The sequence below is a fragment of the Streptomyces sp. NPDC006207 genome (genome assembly GCF_040613835.1).
In the GTDB taxonomy this organism is placed as follows: Bacteria; Actinomycetota; Actinomycetes; order Streptomycetales; family Streptomycetaceae; genus Actinacidiphila.
Map to the genome: position 1 here is coordinate 100826 of NZ_JBEXSX010000010.1, position 16433 is coordinate 117258.

A 16433-nucleotide genomic window follows, 5' to 3' on the forward strand; every position below is an offset into this window, starting at 1 on the left:
GGTGGCGGACGTACGGGAATCTTCCGGGAAGCGTCAGCGGGGTGCTCACCAGGTGCTCGGTGGGTGTCTTCTCCCACGTATCCCCTCCCTGAGGGTCTCCGCCATGCGGTGATTTAAGGGAAGGGAAGCGACACGCCCGACCGCGTGGGTCGGAGAAGACGGTCGAACCACCGAGTTCCAGAGCGCTGACTAGCAGACAGGACTACGAAGTAGCCATGGCGGGACAGAAGATCCGCATCCGGCTCAAGGCCTACGACCACGAGGTCATCGACTCCTCGGCGAAGAAGATCGTCGAGACGGTGACGCGTACTGGTGCGCAGGTCGCGGGCCCGGTGCCGCTGCCCACTGAGAAGAACGTGTACTGCGTCATCAAGTCGCCGCACAAGTACAAGGACTCGCGCGAGCACTTCGAGATGCGCACGCACAAGCGCCTGATCGACATCCTCGACCCGACGCCCAAGACCGTTGACTCGCTGATGCGCCTGGACCTTCCGGCCGGCGTTGACATCGAGATCAAGCTCTGAGAGGCGCGGAACAGATGGCTAAGCAGATCAAGGGCATCCTGGGCGAGAAGCTCGGCATGACCCAGGTCTGGGACGAGAACAACCGTGTCGTCCCGGTGACCGTGGTCAAGGCCGGCCCGAACGTCGTGACCCAGGTCCGTACGAACGACGTCGACGGTTACGAGTCGGTCCAGATCGCCTTCGGCGAGATCGACCCGCGCAAGGTGAACAAGCCCCTCAAGGGCCACTTCGCCAAGGCCGACGTGACCCCCCGCCGCCACCTGGTGGAGCTCCGCACCTCCGACGCCGCCGAGTACACCCTCGGCCAGGAGATCACCGCGGAGGTCTTCGAGGCGGGCGTGAAGGTGGACGTCACCGGCAAGAGCAAGGGCAAGGGCTTCGCCGGTGTCATGAAGCGTCACAACTTCAAGGGCCTCGGCGCCGGACACGGCACCCAGCGCAAGCACCGCTCTCCCGGCTCCATCGGTGGCTGCGCCACCCCGGGCCGTGTGTTCAAGGGTCTGCGCATGGCGGGCCGCATGGGCAACGAGCGGGTCACCACCCAGAACCTGACCGTCCACGCCGTTGACGCGGAGAAGGGCCTGCTGCTCATCAAGGGCGCGGTTCCCGGCCCGAACGGCGGCCTCGTCCTGGTCCGCACCGCGGCCAAGGGGGCCTGAGGATATGAGCACCATTGACATTCTGTCGCCCGCGGGCGACAAGGCCGGGACCGTTGAGCTCCCGGGCGAGATCTTCGACGCGAAGGTCAGCATCCCGCTGATCCACCAGGTCGTCGTGGCGCAGCTGGCCGCCGCCCGTCAGGGCACGCACAAGGTCAAGACGCGTGGCGAGGTCCGCGGTGGCGGCAAGAAGCCGTACCGCCAGAAGGGCACCGGCCGCGCCCGTCAGGGTTCGACCCGCGCTCCGCAGTTCGCCGGTGGTGGCGTCGTGCACGGTCCCGTGCCGCGTGACTACTCGCAGCGGACCCCGAAGAAGATGAAGGCCGCCGCCCTGCGCGGTGCCCTCACCGACCGGGCGCGTCACAACCGCATCCACGTCGTGACCGGCGTCATCGAGGGCGAGTCCCCGTCGACGAAGGCCGCCAAGACGCTGCTGGGCAAGATCAGCGACCGCAAGAACGTGCTGCTCGTCGCCGACCGCGCCGAAGAGGCCGCGTGGCTGTCCGCCCGCAACCTGCCCCAGGTGCACATCCTGGAGGCCGGCCAGCTGAACACGTACGACGTGCTCGTCTCCGACGACGTGGTCTTCACCAAGGCCGCCTTCGACCGCTTCATCGGTAACGGCGCCGCCGAGACCGAAGGGAGCGACGCCTGATGGCCGAGCAGACCGCGATCACCAGCCGGACCTTCACGGACCACCGTGACATCCTGGTCAAGCCGGTGGTCTCCGAGAAGAGCTACGCGCTGCTGGACGAGAACAAGTACACGTTCGTCGTCGACCCGCGTGCCAACAAGACCCAGATCAAGCAGGCCGTCGAGGCGGTCTTCCAGGTCAAGGTCACCGGGGTCAACACGATCAACCGTCAGGGCAAGCGCAAGCGCACCAAGACCGGTTTCGGCAAGCGCAAGGACACCAAGCGCGCCATCGTGACCCTCGCTGAGGGCGACCGCATCGACATCTTCGGCGGCCCGGTCTCCTAACGGGGACCGGAACGTTCAGAAGTCCGGAATCTTCCGAGGACTGAGAAATGGGTATCCGCAAGTACAAGCCGACGACCCCGGGCCGTCGTGGCTCCAGCGTCGCCGACTTCGTCGAGATCACGCGGTCCACGCCGGAGAAGTCGCTGGTCCGCCCCCTGCACAGCAAGGGCGGCCGTAACAACACCGGTCGTGTGACCGTTCGCCACCAGGGTGGTGGACACAAGCGCGCCTACCGCGTGATCGACTTCCGTCGTCACGACAAGGACGGCGTGCCGGCCAAGGTCGCGCACATCGAGTACGACCCCAACCGCACCGCTCGCATCGCGCTGCTGCACTACGCGGACGGCGAGAAGCGCTACATCCTGGCCCCGGCCAAGCTGAACCAGGGTGACCGCATCGAGAACGGCGCCGGCGCCGACATCAAGCCCGGCAACAACCTCCCGCTGCGTCACATCCCGGTGGGTACGACCATCCACGCCATCGAGCTGCGGCCCGGCGGCGGCGCGAAGCTGGCGCGCAGCGCCGGTGCCTCCGTCCAGTTGCTGGCGAGGGAGGGCTCCATGGCCACCCTCCGCATGCCGTCCGGTGAGGTCCGCCTGGTCGACGCCCGCTGCCGCGCCACCATCGGCGAGGTCGGCAACGCCGAGCAGTCGAACATCAACTGGGGCAAGGCCGGCCGTATGCGCTGGAAGGGCGTCCGCCCGACCGTCCGCGGTGTGGCCATGAACCCCGTCGACCACCCGCACGGTGGTGGTGAGGGCAAGACCTCCGGTGGTCGCCACCCGGTCAGCCCGTGGGGTCAGAAGGAGGGTCGTACTCGCTCGCCGAAGAAGGCCAGCAGCAAGTACATCGTCCGCCGCCGCAAGACGAACAAGAAGCGCTAGGAGCGGGTTTAGATGCCGCGCAGTCTCAAGAAGGGGCCCTTCGTCGACGACCACCTGATCAAGAAGGTGGACGTTCAGAACGAGGCCGGTACCCACAACGTCATCAAGACCTGGTCCCGCCGCTCGATGATCATCCCGGCGATGCTGGGCCACACGATCGCGGTGCACGACGGCCGTAAGCACGTCCCGGTGTTTGTCACCGAGTCGATGGTCGGCCACAAGCTCGGCGAGTTCGCGCCGACCCGCACCTTCCGCGGCCACGAGAAGGACGACCGCAAGTCGCGTCGTCGCTGATCTGCGGAGAGCGAAGACCATGACAGACACCGAAGGGACAACCATGGAAGCCAGGGCCCAGGCGCGGTACATCCGCGTCACGCCCATGAAGGCCCGCCGCGTGGTGGACCTCATCCGTGGCATGAGCGCCACGGAGGCTCAGGCGGTCCTGCGTTTCGCCCCGCAGGCCGCGAGCGTGCCGGTGGGCAAGGTGCTCGACAGCGCCATTGCCAACGCCGCGCACAACTACGACCACACCGACGCCGAGTCGCTGTACATCAGCGAGGCGTACGTCGACGAGGGCCCGACCCTGAAGCGGTTCCGTCCGCGTGCCCAGGGTCGTGCCTACCGGATCCGCAAGCGGACCAGCCACATCACCGTGGTCGTCAGCAGCAAGGAAGGAACCCGGTAATGGGCCAGAAGGTTAACCCGCACGGGTTCCGGCTCGGCATCACCACGGACTTCAAGTCCCGGTGGTACGCCGACAAGCTGTACAAGGACTACGTCAAGGAAGACGTCGCCATCCGCCGGATGATGACGCAGGGCATGGAGCGGGCCGGCATCTCCAAGGTGGAGATCGAGCGCACCCGTGACCGCGTCCGCGTCGACATCCACACCGCCCGGCCGGGCATCGTCATCGGCCGTCGCGGCGCGGAGGCCGACCGCATCCGCGGCGACCTGGAGAAGCTGACCGGCAAGCAGGTCCAGCTGAACATCCTCGAGGTCAAGAACCCGGAGACGGACGCTCAGCTGGTGGCCCAGGCCGTCGCCGAGCAGCTGTCCTCCCGCGTCTCCTTCCGTCGTGCCATGCGCAAGAGCATGCAGAGCACGATGAAGGCCGGCGCCAAGGGCATCAAGATCCAGTGCGGTGGCCGTCTCGGCGGCGCCGAGATGTCCCGCTCGGAGTTCTACCGCGAGGGCCGCGTTCCGCTGCACACGCTGCGCGCCAACGTCGACTACGGCTTCTTCGAGGCCCGTACGACCTTCGGCCGCATCGGTGTGAAGGTGTGGATCTACAAGGGCGACGTCAAGAACATCGCCGAGGTCCGCGCAGAGAACGCTGCCGCCCGCGCCGGCAACCGCCCGGCCCGTGGCGGTGGCAACGACCGTCCGCAGCGCCGCGGTGGCGAGCGCGGCGGCCGTGGCCGTCGTCCCCAGGGTGACGCCCAGGCCCCCAAGGCCGAGGCGACCACCGCTGAGGCTCCGGCTGCGGAGACCACCGGAACGGAGGCCTGACCCCCATGCTGATCCCCCGTCGGGTCAAGCACCGTAAGCAGCACCACCCGAAGCGTGATGGCATGGCCAAGGGTGGCACCGAGCTGGCGTTCGGTGAGTACGGCATCCAGGCCGTCACCCCCGCGTACGTGACGAACCGGCAGATCGAGTCCGCTCGTATCGCCATCACCCGTCACATCCGCCGTGGTGGCAAGGTCTGGATCAACATCTACCCGGACCGTCCGCTCACGAAGAAGCCGGCCGAAACCCGCATGGGTTCCGGTAAGGGTTCCCCGGAGTGGTGGATCGCGAACGTCAAGCCCGGTCGGGTGATGTTCGAGCTGTCCTTCCCGAACGAGAAGGTTGCGCGTGAGGCGCTCACCCGAGCCGCCCACAAGCTTCCGATGAAGTGCCGGATCGTCCGGCGCGAGGCAGGTGAGCTGTGATGGCGGCCGGTACCAAGGCGACCGAGCTGCGTCAGCTGGGCGACGAGGAGCTCGTCGGCAAGCTGCGTGAGGCCAAGGAGGAGCTGTTCAACCTCCGCTTCCAGGCGGCCACCGGACAGCTCGAGAACAACTCCCGGCTGAAGGTTGTCCGCAAGGACATCGCCCGGATCTACACCCTCATGCGTGAGCGTGAGCTCGGCATCGAGACGGTGGAGAACGCCTGATGAGCGAGAAGAATGTGACTGAGAGCAGCGAGCAGCGCGGTGACCGCAAGACCCGTGAGGGTCTCGTGGTCAGCGACAAGATGGACAAGACCGTCGTGGTCGCCGTCGAGGACCGTGTGAAGCACGCCCTGTACGGCAAGGTCATCCGCCGTACCAACAAGCTCAAGGCGCACGACGAGCAGAACGCCGCGGGCGTCGGCGACCGTGTCCTCCTGATGGAGACCCGGCCGCTGTCCGCGAGCAAGCGCTGGCGCGTCGTCGAGATCCTCGAGAAGGCCAAGTAAGACTGCTCGGCCGGCCGGGCCGCGCGACCCGTTCGCGCGGCCCGGCCCCGGCCGGCACGTAATTCCTGCGGGGGGTTCCCCGCAGGACGGTTCCGCCAGGCTCTCCGGGCCAGCCCCGGAGGGAACCGGCAGACGATCAGGAGATAGACGTGATCCAGCAGGAGTCGCGACTGCGTGTCGCCGACAACACGGGCGCGAAGGAGATCCTTTGCATCCGTGTCCTCGGTGGCTCCGGTCGCCGCTACGCAGGAATCGGTGACGTCATCGTCGCCACCGTCAAGGACGCGATCCCCGGTGGCAACGTGAAGAAGGGCGACGTCGTCAAGGCGGTCGTCGTGCGCACCGTCAAGGAGCGCCGCCGTCCCGACGGTTCGTACATCCGCTTCGACGAGAACGCGGCCGTCATCCTCAAGAACGACGGTGACCCCCGCGGCACCCGTATCTTCGGCCCCGTGGGCCGGGAGCTGCGCGAGAAGAAGTTCATGAAGATCATCTCGCTCGCGCCGGAGGTGCTGTAACCGATGAAGATCAAGAAGGGCGACCTGGTCCAGGTCATCACCGGTAAGGACAAGGGCAAGCAGGGCAAGGTCATCGCGGCCTACCCGGCTGAGGACCGTGTCCTGGTCGAGGGTGTCAACCGGGTCAAGAAGCACACCAAGGCCGGCCAGACCGCGCGTGGTTCGAAGACCGGCGGCATCATCACGACGGAGGCTCCCGTCCACGTCTCCAACGTCCAGCTGGTCGTGGAGAAGGACGGCAAGAAGGTCGTGACCCGCGTCGGCTACCGCTTCGACGACGAGGGCAACAAGATCCGCGTTGCCAAGCGGACGGGTGAGGACATCTGATGACTGCCACCACTTCGCCTCGTCTGAAGGCGCGCTACCGCGAGGAGATCGCGGGCAAGATGCGTGACGAGTTCCAGTACGAGAACGTCATGCAGATCCCCGGTCTCACCAAGATCGTGGTCAACATGGGTGTGGGCGACGCCGCCCGCGACTCCAAGCTGATCGAGGGCGCGATCCGCGACCTCACCACGATCACCGGCCAGAAGCCGGCCGTCACCAAGGCCCGGAAGTCCATCGCGCAGTTCAAGCTGCGCGAGGGTCAGCCCATCGGCGCCCACGTCACCCTCCGCGGTGACCGCATGTGGGAGTTCCTGGACCGTCTGCTGTCGCTCGCGCTCCCGCGCATCCGCGACTTCCGCGGTCTGTCGCCGAAGCAGTTCGACGGCCGAGGCAACTACACCTTCGGTCTCACGGAGCAGGTCATGTTCCACGAGATCGACCAGGACAAGATCGACCGCACCCGGGGTATGGACATCACCGTGGTGACCACGGCGACCAACGACGCTGAGGGCCGCGCGCTCCTCCGTCACCTCGGCTTCCCGTTCAAGGAGGCGTGAGCCGTGGCGAAGAAGGCTCTTATCGCGAAGGCCGCCCGCAAGCCCAAGTTCGGCGTGCGTTCCTACACGCGCTGCCAGCGTTGTGGCCGTCCGCACTCCGTGTACCGCAAGTTCGGCCTGTGCCGCGTGTGCCTTCGTGAGATGGCGCACCGCGGTGAGCTGCCGGGCGTGACCAAGAGCTCCTGGTAACCACCAGGGGCTCTCGGTAAGCAGATGAGTGGCGGGAGCCCAGCCCTGCATACCGTAAGGTAGAAGGGTTGGGCGCCCGCCGCCCATGACCGTCTTACTACGCCGTAGGTCCCCGCGCCGCACCCGTCCCCAGTCTGATGGGGGAGAGGGATGGCGCATATAGGAAACCCCGGCGAGAGAGGCCTAAGGCCATCACATGACCATGACTGACCCGATCGCAGACATGCTGACGCGTCTGCGGAACGCGAACTCCGCGTACCACGACGAGGTCACCATGCCGTTCAGCAAGATCAAGTCGCACATCGCGGAGATCCTCCAGCAGGAGGGTTACATCACCGGCTGGAAGGTCGAGGACGCCGAGGTCGGCAAGAACCTCGTTCTCGAGCTGAAGTTCGGTCCGAACCGCGAGCGCTCGATCGCCGGCATCAAGCGCATCAGCAAGCCCGGTCTGCGGGTCTACGCAAAGTCCACCAACCTGCCGAAGGTGCTCGGCGGCCTGGGCGTGGCGATCATCTCCACCTCCCACGGGCTCCTCACCGACAAGCAGGCAAACAAGAAGGGCGTGGGTGGGGAAGTCCTCGCCTACGTCTGGTAGTCGGGAAACGGAGGTATAGCCATGTCGCGTATTGGACGGCTGCCCATCCCGGTTCCCGCCGGCGTGGACGTCACCATCGATGGCCGGACGGTCTCGGTGAAGGGCCCCAAGGGTTCCCTGACCCACACCGTTGCCGCGCCGATCGAGATCGTCAAGGGCGAGGACGGCACCCTGCAGGTGTCGCGTCCGAACGACGAGCGCCTGAACAAGGCCCTGCACGGCCTGTCGCGCACGCTGGTGGCGAACATGATCACCGGCGTGACCGCGGGCTACGTGAAGAAGCTCGAGATCAGCGGTGTCGGTTACCGCGTCCAGGCGAAGGGCTCCAACCTGGAGTTCGCCCTGGGCTACAGCCACCCGATCGTCGTCGAGGCCCCCGAGGGCATCTCCTTCAAGGTCGAGAGCCCCACCAAGTTCTCGGTCGAGGGCATCGACAAGCAGAAGGTCGGCGAGGTCGCCGCGAACATCCGCAAGCTGCGGAAGCCCGACCCGTACAAGGCCAAGGGTGTCAAGTACGAGGGCGAAGTCATCCGCCGCAAGGTCGGAAAGGCTGGTAAGTAAGCCATGGCATACGGTGTGAAGATCGCCAAGGGCGATGCTTACAAGGGCGCCGCCAAGAAGCGCCGCCACATCCGCGTCCGCAAGCGGATCTCGGGCACCGAGGCGCGTCCGCGCCTGGTCGTGACCCGCTCCAACCGCGGTATCACGGCGCAGGTCATCGACGACCTCAAGGGCCACACCGTGGCCTCGGCGTCGCACCTGGACACCTCCATCCGAGGCGTCGAGGGTGACAAGACCGAGCAGGCCAAGAAGGTCGGCCAGCTGGTCGCCGAGCGCGCCAAGGCGGCCGGTGTCGAGACCGTCGTGTTCGACCGTGGTGGCAACCGGTACGCCGGGCGCATCGCCGCCCTTGCCGACGCCGCCCGCGAAGCCGGGCTCGGTTTCTGAGCCGGTTCCGTAGCTAGCGGAAACAGAGAGAGGTAATCCAATGGCTGGACCCCAGCGCCGCGGTGGCGGTGCCGGTGGCGGCGAGCGGCGGGACCGGAAGGGCCGTGACGGCGGCGCAGCTGCCGCCGAGAAGACCGCGTACGTTGAGCGCGTCGTCGCGATCAACCGCGTCGCCAAGGTTGTGAAGGGTGGTCGTCGCTTCAGCTTCACCGCGCTGGTCGTGGTGGGCGACGGTGACGGCACCGTGGGTGTCGGTTACGGCAAGGCCAAGGAGGTGCCGGCCGCCATCGCCAAGGGTGTTGAGGAGGCCAAGAAGCACTTCTTCAAGGTCCCCCGTATCCAGGGCACCATCCCCCACCCCATCCAGGGCGAGAAGGCCGCGGGCGTCGTCCTGCTCAAGCCTGCTTCCCCCGGTACGGGTGTGATCGCCGGTGGTCCGGTGCGCGCCGTTCTGGAGTGCGCCGGCATCCACGACGTCCTGTCGAAGTCGCTCGGCTCCGACAACGCGATCAACATCGTGCACGCCACGGTGGCCGCTCTCCAGGGGCTGCAGCGCCCCGAGGAGATCGCCGCCCGTCGTGGCCTGCCCCTCGAGGACGTGGCCCCCGCGGCTCTGCTCCGGGCGCGTGCTGGGGTGGGTGCGTAATGGCTCGCCTCAAGGTCACGCAGGTCAAGTCGTACATCGGCAGCAAGCAGAACCACCGTGACACCCTGCGTTCGCTCGGCCTGAAGCGGCTGAACGACGTTGTGGTCAAGGAGGACCGCCCGGAGATCCGCGGCATGGTCCAGACCGTCCGCCACCTCGTCACGGTCGAGGAGGTTGACTGACATGGGCACCGACAACACGTCGAACCCGCTGAAGGTCCACAACCTCCGTCCGGCCCCCGGTGCCAAGACCGCCAAGACCCGTGTGGGTCGTGGTGAGGCGTCCAAGGGCAAGACGGCCGGTCGTGGTACCAAGGGCACGAAGGCCCGCTACCAGGTTCCGGCACGCTTCGAGGGTGGGCAGATGCCCCTCCACATGCGTCTGCCGAAGCTCAAGGGCTTCAAGAACCCGTTCCGCACCGAGTTCCAGGTCGTGAACCTGGACAAGCTGACCGCGCTCTACCCCGAGGGTGGCGAGGTCACGGTGGCCGACCTGGTCGCCAAGGGTGCCGTGCGGAAGAACCAGCTCGTCAAGGTGCTGGGCACCGGCGAGGTCTCCGTGGCGCTGCAGGTGACCGTCGACGCGGTCTCCGGCTCCGCCAAGGAGAAGATCACCGCCGCGGGCGGCTCGGTCACCGAGCTCGTCTGAGAGTGATGCCACATCCAGCCGGGGATGTTCCGCACTTTCGTGCGGGGCATCCCCGGTTGGTCATTCCGGGGACGGACGCTCGCCGGTAAGGTGGGCCGGGCTGGTCTTGCGGAGCCTGTGCGCTGACGCGGGTCAGGCAACCCCCATCGTTTTGCAGTTCGACCATTCGTAGCTTTCAACACCGTCACCTCCCGCCGAAGAAGCGGGGGGCGCAGGAGGCACCGTGCTCACCGCGTTCGCCCGGGCGTTCAGGACGCCCGACCTGCGCAAGAAGCTGCTGTTCACGCTGGGCATCATGGTGCTGTTCCGGCTGGGAGCGCACATTCCGATCCCTGGGGTCGACTACCAGGTGGTCAACTCCTGCATCAAGGCGGTCGGCGGGAACCAGGGCCTCTTCGGCCTGGTGAACCTCTTCAGCGGCGGCGCGCTTCTGCAGCTCACGATCTTCGCGCTCGGCATCATGCCGTACATCACCGCGAGCATCATCCTGCAGCTGCTCACCGTGGTCATCCCGCGCCTGGAAGCCCTCAAGAAGGAGGGCCAGGCCGGCCAGACCAAGATCACGCAGTACACGCGCTACCTCACCGTGGCGCTGGCGATCCTGCAGGGCACCGGCCTGGTGGCCACCGCCCGTTCCGGCAGCCTCTTCCAGCAGTGCCCCGACCGCTTCAACATCGTCCCCGACCAGTCGATCTTCACCACGATCACGATGGTCATCACGATGACCGCGGGTACCGCCCTCATCATGTGGCTGGGCGAGCTCATCACCGACCGCGGCATCGGCAACGGCATGTCGATCCTGATGTTCCTGTCGATCGCGGCCGGCTTCCCCGGCGCCCTCTGGGCGATCAAGAAGTCCGGGAAGATCGCGGACGGCTGGGTCGAGTTCGGCGCGGTCATCCTGGTGGGTCTGGCGATGGTCGCCCTCGTCGTCTTCGTCGAGCAGGCGCAGCGCCGCATCCCCGTGCAGTACGCGAAGCGCATGATCGGCCGTCGTTCGTACGGAGGAACGTCCACCTACATCCCGCTGAAGGTGAACCAGGCGGGTGTGATTCCCGTCATCTTCGCGTCATCGCTCCTGTACATCCCGTCACTGGTCGTCCAGTTCAGTGGATCCACGTCTACCTGGGCAAACTGGGTCAGGGACAACCTGGTCAAGGGTGATCACCCGATCTACATCACCGCGTACTTCCTGCTGATTGTCTTCTTTGCCTTCTTCTACGTGGCCATCTCGTTCAACCCCGAAGAAGTCGCGGACAACATGAAGAAGTATGGTGGGTTCATCCCGGGCATCCGGGCTGGTCGTCCCACCGCGGAGTACCTCAGCTACGTGCTCAACCGCATCACGTGGCCGGGCGCGATGTACCTGGGTCTGATCGCCTTGGTGCCCACCGTGGCGCTGGTGCTGTTCAACGCGAACCAGAACTTCCCGTTCGGCGGGACGAGCATCCTGATCATCGTGGGTGTCGGCCTGGAGACCGTGAAGCAGATCGAGAGCCAGCTTCAGCAGCGTAACTACGAAGGGTTCCTCCGCTGATGCGCATCGTCCTCGTCGGGCCCCCCGGGGCCGGCAAGGGTACGCAGGCTGCGTACCTTGCCAGGAACCTGTCGATCCCGCACATCTCCACGGGCGACCTCTTCCGGGCGAACATCAGCCAGGGCACGGAGCTGGGCCGCAAGGCCCAGGAGTACATGGACGCCGGCCGGCTGGTACCCGACGAGATCACCATCGGCATGGCCAAGGACCGCATGCTGCAGCCGGACGCCGGGAACGGCTTCCTGCTCGACGGCTTCCCGCGGAACGTGGGCCAGGCGCAGGCGCTCGACAAGATCCTCGCCGAGGCCGGGATAGCGCTGGACGCGGTGCTGGACCTCGAGGTTCCCGAGGAGGAGGTCGTCAAGCGGATCGCCGGTCGCCGGCTGTGCCGCAAGAACGGCAGCCACGTCTTCCACGTGGTGTACAACCCGCCGGCCGATGAGAACGTCTGCGACGAGTGCGGCGGCGAGCTGTACCAGCGGTCGGACGACACCGAGGAGAAGGTGCGGGTCCGGCTGGAGGAGTACCACAGCAAGACCGAGCCGATCATCGACTACTACAAGCAGCAGGGCCTGGTGCGCACCATCTCGGCCCTGGGCAAGGTCGCCGAGGTGACCAAGCGGGCGATGGACGCGCTGCACGACAAGAAGGACTCGGGCGACAGCGCCGCCTGAGCACATGCGTGACCGGTACGGCCGCGGTGTCCCCCAGGACCCCGCGGCCGTACCGTTGAGGTATCCGGTGGGACGAAGGAAGGCCAGGACCGATGGTGGAGATCAAGAGCCCCGAGCAGATCGCGAAGATGCGCGCGGCCGGCCTGGTCGTCGCCGCGATCCACGAGGCCACCCGTGAGGCGGCCGTCCCGGGGGCCACCACCAAGGACCTGGACGACGTGGCCCGCAAGGTCCTCGCCGACCACGGGGCCAAGCCGAACTTCCTGGGGTACGGCGGTTTCCCCGCCACCATCTGCACCTCCGTGAACGACGTCGTCGTCCACGGCATCCCGGACACCGCGACCGTCCTGAAGGACGGCGACGTCATCTCGATCGACTGCGGCGCGATCGTCGACGGCTGGCACGGCGACGCCGCGTACACGGCGTTCGTGGGCAGCGGCCACGCTCCGGAACTGGTGGAGCTCAGCCGGGTGACCGAGGAGTCCATGTGGGCCGGCATCGCCGCCTTCCGCAAGGGTGACCGTCTGGTCGACATCTCCCGTGCCATCGAGACGTACATCCGCAGGCAGCCGAAGCCCGGCGGCGGCAAGTACGGGATCATCGAGGAGTACGGCGGCCACGGCATCGGTTCGCAGATGCACATGGACCCCCACCTGCTGAACTACGTGTCCCGCAAGCGCGGCAAGGGCCCCCGCCTGGTGCCCGGCATGTGCCTGGCCATCGAGCCGATGGTCAGCCTCGGCACCCCGCTCACCCACGTCCTCGAGGACGAGTGGACGGTCAAGACCGACGACGGCACCTGGTCCTCGCACTGGGAGCACTCCGTCGCGCTCACCGAGGAGGGCCCGCTGGTCCTGACCGCCCGCGACGGCGGCAAGGCCAAGCTGGCGGAGTACGGGATCACGGCCGCGCCGGACCCGCTCGCCTGAGCGCCCCGCCCGCCGCGCTTACCGATCATCTTTCGCGGGCATACACCCCGGATTCGTCTTTCCAGATCGGCTGACGTAGACTGTCACGTCGGCCCGCGTATGCCTTCAGGCATGCCAAAAGCCGACCAAGGTAGCCGATCCCGAAAGCAGGACATGGCCAAGAAGCAAGGCGCCATCGAAATCGAGGGCACCGTGATCGAGTCTCTGCCGAACGCTATGTTCAAGGTGGAGCTGCAGAACGGTCACAAGGTCCTCGCGCACATCAGTGGCAAGATGCGCATGCACTACATCCGCATCCTTCCCGATGACCGGGTCGTTGTGGAGTTGTCCCCTTACGACCTCACGCGCGGACGGATCGTCTACCGCTACAAGTAGATCTCAAGACCCGGAGAACCTGACATCCCATGAAGGTCAAGCCGAGCGTCAAGAAGATCTGCGACAAGTGCAAGGTGATCCGCCGTCACGGCCGGGTCATGGTCATCTGCGACAACCTGCGCCACAAGCAGCGCCAGGGCTGACGCACGCCGACCTGCACCTCGCAGTTCTTCGCGCGACGCGAAACACATGTACATACGCAGCGCCCGTCCGGCCGGAACGCTCCGGCTGACGGCACCTCCGGCGGGGGCCGGAGACCTGATCCGTACCTGGTACGGCGGTCAGGAACGGCGCTGTGGAAGACCCCCGGACACCAACAGGAGCCATTGAATGGCACGCGTTTCAGGTGTCGACATCCCGCGCGAGAAGCGTGTGGAGGTCGCCCTCACCTACGTCTTCGGCATCGGCCGCACCCTGGCCAAGGAGACCCTCGCCGCCACCGGCGTGAACCCGGACACCCGGGTCCGCGACCTGGACGAAGAGGACCTGGTCAAGATCCGCGAGTACGTGGACGCCAACATCAAGACCGAGGGTGACCTCCGTCGCGAGATCCAGGCGGACATCCGTCGCAAGGTCGAGATCGGCTGCTACCAGGGCCTGCGCCACCGTCGCGGCCTGCCGGTCCACGGCCAGCGGACCCACACCAACGCCCGCACCCGCAAGGGCCCGCGTCGCGCCATCGCCGGCAAGAAGAAGCCGGGCAAGAAGTAGTCCTCAGCGGACGCTCGTCAGCGGTCTTCGCTGTAGGACCGACCACCTCCACCGGGAGTAACCACATATGCCTCCGAAGGGCCGTCAGGCCGGCGCCAAGAAGGTGCGCCGCAAGGAGAAGAAGAACGTCGCTCATGGGCACGCCCACATCAAGAGCACGTTCAACAACACCATCGTTTCGATCACGGACCCGTCCGGCAACGTGATCTCCTGGGCCTCTGCCGGCCACGTCGGCTTCAAGGGCTCGCGCAAGTCGACCCCGTTCGCCGCGCAGATGGCCGCCGAGTCGGCCGCGCGCCGCGCGCAGGAGCACGGCATGCGCAAGGTCGATGTGTTCGTCAAGGGCCCCGGCTCCGGCCGTGAGACCGCGATCCGCTCCCTCCAGGCCACCGGCCTCGAGGTCGGCTCGATCCAGGACGTCACTCCGACCCCGCACAACGGATGCCGCCCGCCGAAGCGCCGGCGCGTCTGATCAGCAATCCGCTGAGCAGGTAGGAGACAAACAGGAATGGCGCGTTACACCGGGGCCGACTGCAAGCGTTGCCGTCGGGAGAAGCAGAAGCTCTTCCTCAAGGGGAGCAAGTGCGAGAGCGCGAAGTGCCCGATCGAGATCCGTCCTTACCCCCCGGGTGAGCACGGACGCGGGCGCACCAAGGACAGCGAGTACCTGTTGCAGATGCGCGAGAAGCAGAAGTGCGCGCGCATCTACGGTGTCCTTGAGAAGCAGTTCCGCGGGTACTACGTGGAGGCGAACCGCAGGTCCGGCAAGACCGGTGAGAACCTGCTCCGCATCCTCGAGTCCCGGCTGGACAACGTGGTCTACCGGGCGGGCTTCGCCAAGTCGCGTGATCATGCGCGGCAGCTGGTCCGTCACGGCCACTTCCTCGTGAACGGCGTCAAGACCGACATCCCGTCGGCCCGTGTCGTCGCGAACGACATCGTCGAGGTCCGCGAGTCCTCCCGTAACCTGACGCCCTTCGCGGTGGCCCAGGGGGAGGCCGGCGAGAGGACCGTCCCGGCCTGGCTGGAGGCGATCCCCTCGCGTCTGCGGATCCTCGTGCACAACCTGCCCGAGCGCCCGGTCATCGACACCCAGGTGCAGGAGCAGTTGATCGTCGAGCTCTACTCGAAGTAGCAGCGCTCACGGTCCCGGGCGGTGCGGTGCTCCTGGCGCCGCGCCGCCCGTACCCTTGAAGCCTCGGCATCAAATAGTGGGTGCCGAAGACTGGAGGCATCACCCCATGCTGATCGCTCAGCGCCCTTCGTTGGCCGAAGAGGTCGTCGACGAGTTCCGTTCCCGGTTCGTGATCGAGCCGCTGGAGCCGGGCTTCGGCTACACCCTCGGCAACTCGCTCCGCCGTACGCTCCTCTCCTCGATCCCGGGTGCCGCCGTCACCTCGATCCGGGTCGACGGCGTCCTGCACGAGTTCACCACCGTGCCGGGTGTCAAGGAGGACGTCACCGACCTCATCCTCAACATCAAGCAGCTCGTCGTCTCCTCGGAGCACGACGAGCCCGTCGTGATGTACCTGCGCAAGCAGGGCCCGGGTGTGGTCACCGCCGCCGACATCGCGCCCCCGGCCGGTGTCGAGGTGCACAACCCCGACCTCGTCCTGGCCAGCCTGAACGGCAAGGGCAAGCTGGAGATGGAGCTGACCGTCGAGCGCGGTCGCGGCTACGTCTCGGCCGTCCAGAACAAGCAGCAGGGCCAGGAGATCGGCCGCATCCCGGTCGACTCCATCTACAGCCCGGTGCTCAAGGTCACCTACAAGGTCGAGGCGACCCGTGTCGAGCAGCGCACCGACTTCGACAAGCTGATCGTCGACGTCGAGACCAAGCAGGCCATGCGTCCGCGCGATGCGATGGCCTCGGCCGGCAAGACCCTGGTCGAGCTGTTCGGGCTCGCCCGCGAGCTCAACGTCGACGCCGAGGGCATCGACATGGGCCCGTCCCCCACGGACGCCGCCCTGGCGGCGGACCTCGCGCTCCCGATCGAGGAGCTCGAGCTCACCGTCCGTTCCTACAACTGCCTCAAGCGTGAGGGCATCCACTCCGTGGGTGAGCTCGTGGCACGCTCCGAGGCCGACCTGCTCGACATCCGCAACTTCGGTGCGAAGTCGATCGACGAGGTCAAGGCGAAGCTGGCCGGCATGGGCCTGGCCCTGAAGGACAGCCCGCCCGGATTCGACCCGACCTCCGCCGCCGACACCTTCGGTGCGGACGACGACGTCGACGCCGGTTTCGTGGAGACCGAGCAGTACTGATCTGACTGCCCCCAGGCGTCCGCCT

Annotated in this window: 30 protein-coding genes; all 30 read left to right on the forward strand. The window is 66.7% G+C overall.

Going from position 1 to position 16433, the window contains the following annotated elements:
* Window positions 1–215 precede the first annotated feature (215 nt).
* The 30 genes from rpsJ to ABZ312_RS10770 all read left to right on the forward strand — a co-directional run bounded on the left by rpsJ (window position 216) and on the right by ABZ312_RS10770 (window position 16408).
* Window positions 216–524, forward strand: a complete 309-nt coding sequence (gene rpsJ, locus ABZ312_RS10625; protein WP_014144312.1) for a 30S ribosomal protein S10 — start codon at window positions 216–218, stop codon at window positions 522–524.
* Between the two features lie 14 nt (window positions 525–538).
* Window positions 539–1183 (forward strand): 50S ribosomal protein L3, encoded by a 645-nt coding sequence (rplC, locus tag ABZ312_RS10630; RefSeq protein ID WP_431944486.1) that lies wholly within the window; start codon window positions 539–541, stop codon window positions 1181–1183.
* Window positions 1184–1187: 4 nt separating this feature from the next.
* Window positions 1188–1838 carry a 50S ribosomal protein L4 gene (gene rplD, locus ABZ312_RS10635; RefSeq protein WP_499513423.1) on the forward strand — a complete coding sequence of 217 codons (651 nt, stop codon included), beginning with the start codon at window positions 1188–1190 and terminating at the stop codon, window positions 1836–1838.
* Window positions 1838–2164: an uL23 family ribosomal protein gene (gene rplW, locus ABZ312_RS10640; RefSeq protein WP_499513424.1), complete on the forward strand. Its 327-nt coding sequence runs from the start codon at window positions 1838–1840 to the stop codon at window positions 2162–2164. Before rplD ends, rplW begins: the two co-directional genes overlap by 1 nt.
* Window positions 2165–2211: 47 nt before the next feature.
* Entirely contained in the window at window positions 2212–3048 is an 837-nt protein-coding gene (gene rplB, locus ABZ312_RS10645) for a large ribosomal subunit protein uL2 (RefSeq protein ID WP_499513425.1), read from the forward strand.
* A gap of 12 nt (window positions 3049–3060) precedes the next feature.
* Window positions 3061–3342, forward strand: a complete 282-nt coding sequence (gene rpsS, locus ABZ312_RS10650; RefSeq protein ID WP_018558873.1) for a 30S ribosomal protein S19 — start codon at window positions 3061–3063, stop codon at window positions 3340–3342.
* Window positions 3343–3385: 43 nt separating this feature from the next.
* On the forward strand, window positions 3386–3733 hold the full coding sequence (gene rplV, locus ABZ312_RS10655) for a 50S ribosomal protein L22 (RefSeq protein WP_361800744.1): 348 nt from the start codon (window positions 3386–3388) through the stop codon (window positions 3731–3733).
* Window positions 3733–4557, forward strand: a complete 825-nt coding sequence (gene rpsC, locus ABZ312_RS10660) for a 30S ribosomal protein S3 (protein WP_361800646.1) — start codon at window positions 3733–3735, stop codon at window positions 4555–4557. Before rplV ends, rpsC begins: the two co-directional genes overlap by 1 nt.
* Window positions 4558–4562: 5 nt before the next feature.
* Window positions 4563–4982: a 50S ribosomal protein L16 gene (gene rplP / locus ABZ312_RS10665; protein WP_499513426.1), complete on the forward strand. Its 420-nt coding sequence runs from the start codon at window positions 4563–4565 to the stop codon at window positions 4980–4982.
* Window positions 4982–5206, forward strand: a complete 225-nt coding sequence (gene rpmC, locus ABZ312_RS10670) for a 50S ribosomal protein L29 (protein WP_319139014.1) — start codon at window positions 4982–4984, stop codon at window positions 5204–5206. The genes rplP and rpmC overlap by 1 nt, the downstream gene beginning before the upstream one ends.
* Window positions 5206–5490, forward strand: coding sequence for a 30S ribosomal protein S17 (rpsQ, locus tag ABZ312_RS10675; protein ID WP_018558878.1), 285 nt, complete (start codon window positions 5206–5208; stop codon window positions 5488–5490). The genes rpmC and rpsQ overlap by 1 nt, the downstream gene beginning before the upstream one ends.
* Before the next feature lie 149 nt (window positions 5491–5639).
* Window positions 5640–6008 carry a 50S ribosomal protein L14 gene (rplN, locus tag ABZ312_RS10680; protein ID WP_055718836.1) on the forward strand — a complete coding sequence of 123 codons (369 nt, stop codon included), beginning with the start codon at window positions 5640–5642 and terminating at the stop codon, window positions 6006–6008.
* 3 nt (window positions 6009–6011) lie between these two features.
* Complete coding sequence (gene rplX / locus ABZ312_RS10685; RefSeq protein ID WP_431944472.1) at window positions 6012–6335, forward strand: 50S ribosomal protein L24; 324 nt, start codon at window positions 6012–6014, stop codon at window positions 6333–6335.
* The gene (gene rplE / locus ABZ312_RS10690) at window positions 6335–6892 is read left to right on the forward strand and encodes a 50S ribosomal protein L5 (RefSeq protein ID WP_018558880.1); all 558 of its coding nucleotides are present in this window, start codon (window positions 6335–6337) and stop codon (window positions 6890–6892) included. Before rplX ends, rplE begins: the two co-directional genes overlap by 1 nt.
* Window positions 6893–6895: 3 nt before the next feature.
* Window positions 6896–7081, forward strand: a complete 186-nt coding sequence (locus ABZ312_RS10695; RefSeq protein ID WP_059127180.1) for a type Z 30S ribosomal protein S14 — start codon at window positions 6896–6898, stop codon at window positions 7079–7081.
* A gap of 196 nt (window positions 7082–7277) precedes the next feature.
* Window positions 7278–7676 (forward strand): 30S ribosomal protein S8, encoded by a 399-nt coding sequence (gene rpsH / locus ABZ312_RS10700; RefSeq protein ID WP_326572868.1) that lies wholly within the window; start codon window positions 7278–7280, stop codon window positions 7674–7676.
* A 21-nt stretch (window positions 7677–7697) separates the two neighbouring features.
* On the forward strand, window positions 7698–8237 hold the full coding sequence (rplF, locus tag ABZ312_RS10705; protein ID WP_500328147.1) for a 50S ribosomal protein L6: 540 nt from the start codon (window positions 7698–7700) through the stop codon (window positions 8235–8237).
* A gap of 3 nt (window positions 8238–8240) precedes the next feature.
* The gene (gene rplR / locus ABZ312_RS10710) at window positions 8241–8624 is read left to right on the forward strand and encodes a 50S ribosomal protein L18 (RefSeq protein ID WP_499513428.1); all 384 of its coding nucleotides are present in this window, start codon (window positions 8241–8243) and stop codon (window positions 8622–8624) included.
* Between the two features lie 40 nt (window positions 8625–8664).
* Window positions 8665–9270: a 30S ribosomal protein S5 gene (gene rpsE, locus ABZ312_RS10715; RefSeq protein ID WP_319658494.1), complete on the forward strand. Its 606-nt coding sequence runs from the start codon at window positions 8665–8667 to the stop codon at window positions 9268–9270.
* Complete coding sequence (gene rpmD / locus ABZ312_RS10720) at window positions 9270–9452, forward strand: 50S ribosomal protein L30 (RefSeq protein WP_087927574.1); 183 nt, start codon at window positions 9270–9272, stop codon at window positions 9450–9452. The genes rpsE and rpmD overlap by 1 nt, the downstream gene beginning before the upstream one ends.
* Before the next feature lies 1 nt (window position 9453).
* Window positions 9454–9918 carry a 50S ribosomal protein L15 gene (gene rplO, locus ABZ312_RS10725; protein ID WP_384295517.1) on the forward strand — a complete coding sequence of 155 codons (465 nt, stop codon included), beginning with the start codon at window positions 9454–9456 and terminating at the stop codon, window positions 9916–9918.
* Between the two features lie 223 nt (window positions 9919–10141).
* Window positions 10142–11455, forward strand: a complete 1314-nt coding sequence (gene secY, locus ABZ312_RS10730; RefSeq protein ID WP_500328144.1) for a preprotein translocase subunit SecY — start codon at window positions 10142–10144, stop codon at window positions 11453–11455.
* A complete protein-coding gene (locus ABZ312_RS10735; protein WP_500328143.1) occupies window positions 11455–12129 on the forward strand; it encodes an adenylate kinase in 675 nt (224 codons plus the stop codon). The genes secY and ABZ312_RS10735 overlap by 1 nt, the downstream gene beginning before the upstream one ends.
* 92 nt (window positions 12130–12221) lie before the next feature.
* Window positions 12222–13058: a type I methionyl aminopeptidase gene (gene map, locus ABZ312_RS10740; protein WP_499513432.1), complete on the forward strand. Its 837-nt coding sequence runs from the start codon at window positions 12222–12224 to the stop codon at window positions 13056–13058.
* Window positions 13059–13211: 153 nt separating this feature from the next.
* Window positions 13212–13433, forward strand: a complete 222-nt coding sequence (gene infA, locus ABZ312_RS10745; RefSeq protein WP_003956442.1) for a translation initiation factor IF-1 — start codon at window positions 13212–13214, stop codon at window positions 13431–13433.
* A gap of 29 nt (window positions 13434–13462) precedes the next feature.
* Window positions 13463–13576 carry a 50S ribosomal protein L36 gene (rpmJ, locus tag ABZ312_RS10750; protein ID WP_003956441.1) on the forward strand — a complete coding sequence of 38 codons (114 nt, stop codon included), beginning with the start codon at window positions 13463–13465 and terminating at the stop codon, window positions 13574–13576.
* 187 nt (window positions 13577–13763) lie between these two features.
* Window positions 13764–14144, forward strand: coding sequence for a 30S ribosomal protein S13 (rpsM, locus tag ABZ312_RS10755; protein ID WP_499513433.1), 381 nt, complete (start codon window positions 13764–13766; stop codon window positions 14142–14144).
* A 67-nt stretch (window positions 14145–14211) separates the two neighbouring features.
* Window positions 14212–14616 carry a 30S ribosomal protein S11 gene (rpsK, locus tag ABZ312_RS10760; protein ID WP_018558890.1) on the forward strand — a complete coding sequence of 135 codons (405 nt, stop codon included), beginning with the start codon at window positions 14212–14214 and terminating at the stop codon, window positions 14614–14616.
* Between the two features lie 36 nt (window positions 14617–14652).
* Entirely contained in the window at window positions 14653–15279 is a 627-nt protein-coding gene (rpsD, locus tag ABZ312_RS10765; protein WP_499513434.1) for a 30S ribosomal protein S4, read from the forward strand.
* Between the two features lie 106 nt (window positions 15280–15385).
* Entirely contained in the window at window positions 15386–16408 is a 1023-nt protein-coding gene (locus ABZ312_RS10770; protein WP_499513435.1) for a DNA-directed RNA polymerase subunit alpha, read from the forward strand.
* The last annotated feature ends 25 nt before the right edge of the window (window positions 16409–16433 follow it).

Bases quoted from the DNA above. Each gene is read 5' to 3' on its own strand.
- rpsJ (WP_014144312.1), top strand. From the start codon at position 216: ATGGCGGGACAGAAGATCCGCATCCGGCTCAAGGCCTACGACCACGAG.
- rpsQ (WP_018558878.1), top strand. From the start codon at position 5,206: ATGAGCGAGAAGAATGTGACTGAGAGCAGCGAGCAGCGCGGTGACCGC.
- rpsD (WP_499513434.1), top strand. From the start codon at position 14,653: ATGGCGCGTTACACCGGGGCCGACTGCAAGCGTTGCCGTCGGGAGAAG.
- rplC (WP_431944486.1), top strand. From the start codon at position 539: ATGGCTAAGCAGATCAAGGGCATCCTGGGCGAGAAGCTCGGCATGACC.
- rplR (WP_499513428.1), top strand. From the start codon at position 8,241: ATGGCATACGGTGTGAAGATCGCCAAGGGCGATGCTTACAAGGGCGCC.
- rplD (WP_499513423.1), top strand. From the start codon at position 1,188: ATGAGCACCATTGACATTCTGTCGCCCGCGGGCGACAAGGCCGGGACC.
- rplE (WP_018558880.1), top strand. From the start codon at position 6,335: ATGACTGCCACCACTTCGCCTCGTCTGAAGGCGCGCTACCGCGAGGAG.
- rplO (WP_384295517.1), top strand. From the start codon at position 9,454: ATGGGCACCGACAACACGTCGAACCCGCTGAAGGTCCACAACCTCCGT.
- rpsS (WP_018558873.1), top strand. From the start codon at position 3,061: ATGCCGCGCAGTCTCAAGAAGGGGCCCTTCGTCGACGACCACCTGATC.
- rplW (WP_499513424.1), top strand. From the start codon at position 1,838: ATGGCCGAGCAGACCGCGATCACCAGCCGGACCTTCACGGACCACCGT.
- rpsE (WP_319658494.1), top strand. From the start codon at position 8,665: ATGGCTGGACCCCAGCGCCGCGGTGGCGGTGCCGGTGGCGGCGAGCGG.
- rplP (WP_499513426.1), top strand. From the start codon at position 4,563: ATGCTGATCCCCCGTCGGGTCAAGCACCGTAAGCAGCACCACCCGAAG.
- ABZ312_RS10770 (WP_499513435.1), top strand. From the start codon at position 15,386: ATGCTGATCGCTCAGCGCCCTTCGTTGGCCGAAGAGGTCGTCGACGAG.
- rpsM (WP_499513433.1), top strand. From the start codon at position 13,764: ATGGCACGCGTTTCAGGTGTCGACATCCCGCGCGAGAAGCGTGTGGAG.
- map (WP_499513432.1), top strand. From the start codon at position 12,222: ATGGTGGAGATCAAGAGCCCCGAGCAGATCGCGAAGATGCGCGCGGCC.
- rplF (WP_500328147.1), top strand. From the start codon at position 7,698: ATGTCGCGTATTGGACGGCTGCCCATCCCGGTTCCCGCCGGCGTGGAC.
- ABZ312_RS10735 (WP_500328143.1), top strand. From the start codon at position 11,455: ATGCGCATCGTCCTCGTCGGGCCCCCCGGGGCCGGCAAGGGTACGCAG.
- rplV (WP_361800744.1), top strand. From the start codon at position 3,386: ATGGAAGCCAGGGCCCAGGCGCGGTACATCCGCGTCACGCCCATGAAG.
- rpsH (WP_326572868.1), top strand. From the start codon at position 7,278: ATGACCATGACTGACCCGATCGCAGACATGCTGACGCGTCTGCGGAAC.
- rplB (WP_499513425.1), top strand. From the start codon at position 2,212: ATGGGTATCCGCAAGTACAAGCCGACGACCCCGGGCCGTCGTGGCTCC.
- rpmC (WP_319139014.1), top strand. From the start codon at position 4,982: ATGGCGGCCGGTACCAAGGCGACCGAGCTGCGTCAGCTGGGCGACGAG.
- infA (WP_003956442.1), top strand. From the start codon at position 13,212: ATGGCCAAGAAGCAAGGCGCCATCGAAATCGAGGGCACCGTGATCGAG.
- rplX (WP_431944472.1), top strand. From the start codon at position 6,012: ATGAAGATCAAGAAGGGCGACCTGGTCCAGGTCATCACCGGTAAGGAC.
- rpsK (WP_018558890.1), top strand. From the start codon at position 14,212: ATGCCTCCGAAGGGCCGTCAGGCCGGCGCCAAGAAGGTGCGCCGCAAG.
- rpmD (WP_087927574.1), top strand. From the start codon at position 9,270: ATGGCTCGCCTCAAGGTCACGCAGGTCAAGTCGTACATCGGCAGCAAG.
- rpsC (WP_361800646.1), top strand. From the start codon at position 3,733: ATGGGCCAGAAGGTTAACCCGCACGGGTTCCGGCTCGGCATCACCACG.
- rpmJ (WP_003956441.1), top strand. From the start codon at position 13,463: ATGAAGGTCAAGCCGAGCGTCAAGAAGATCTGCGACAAGTGCAAGGTG.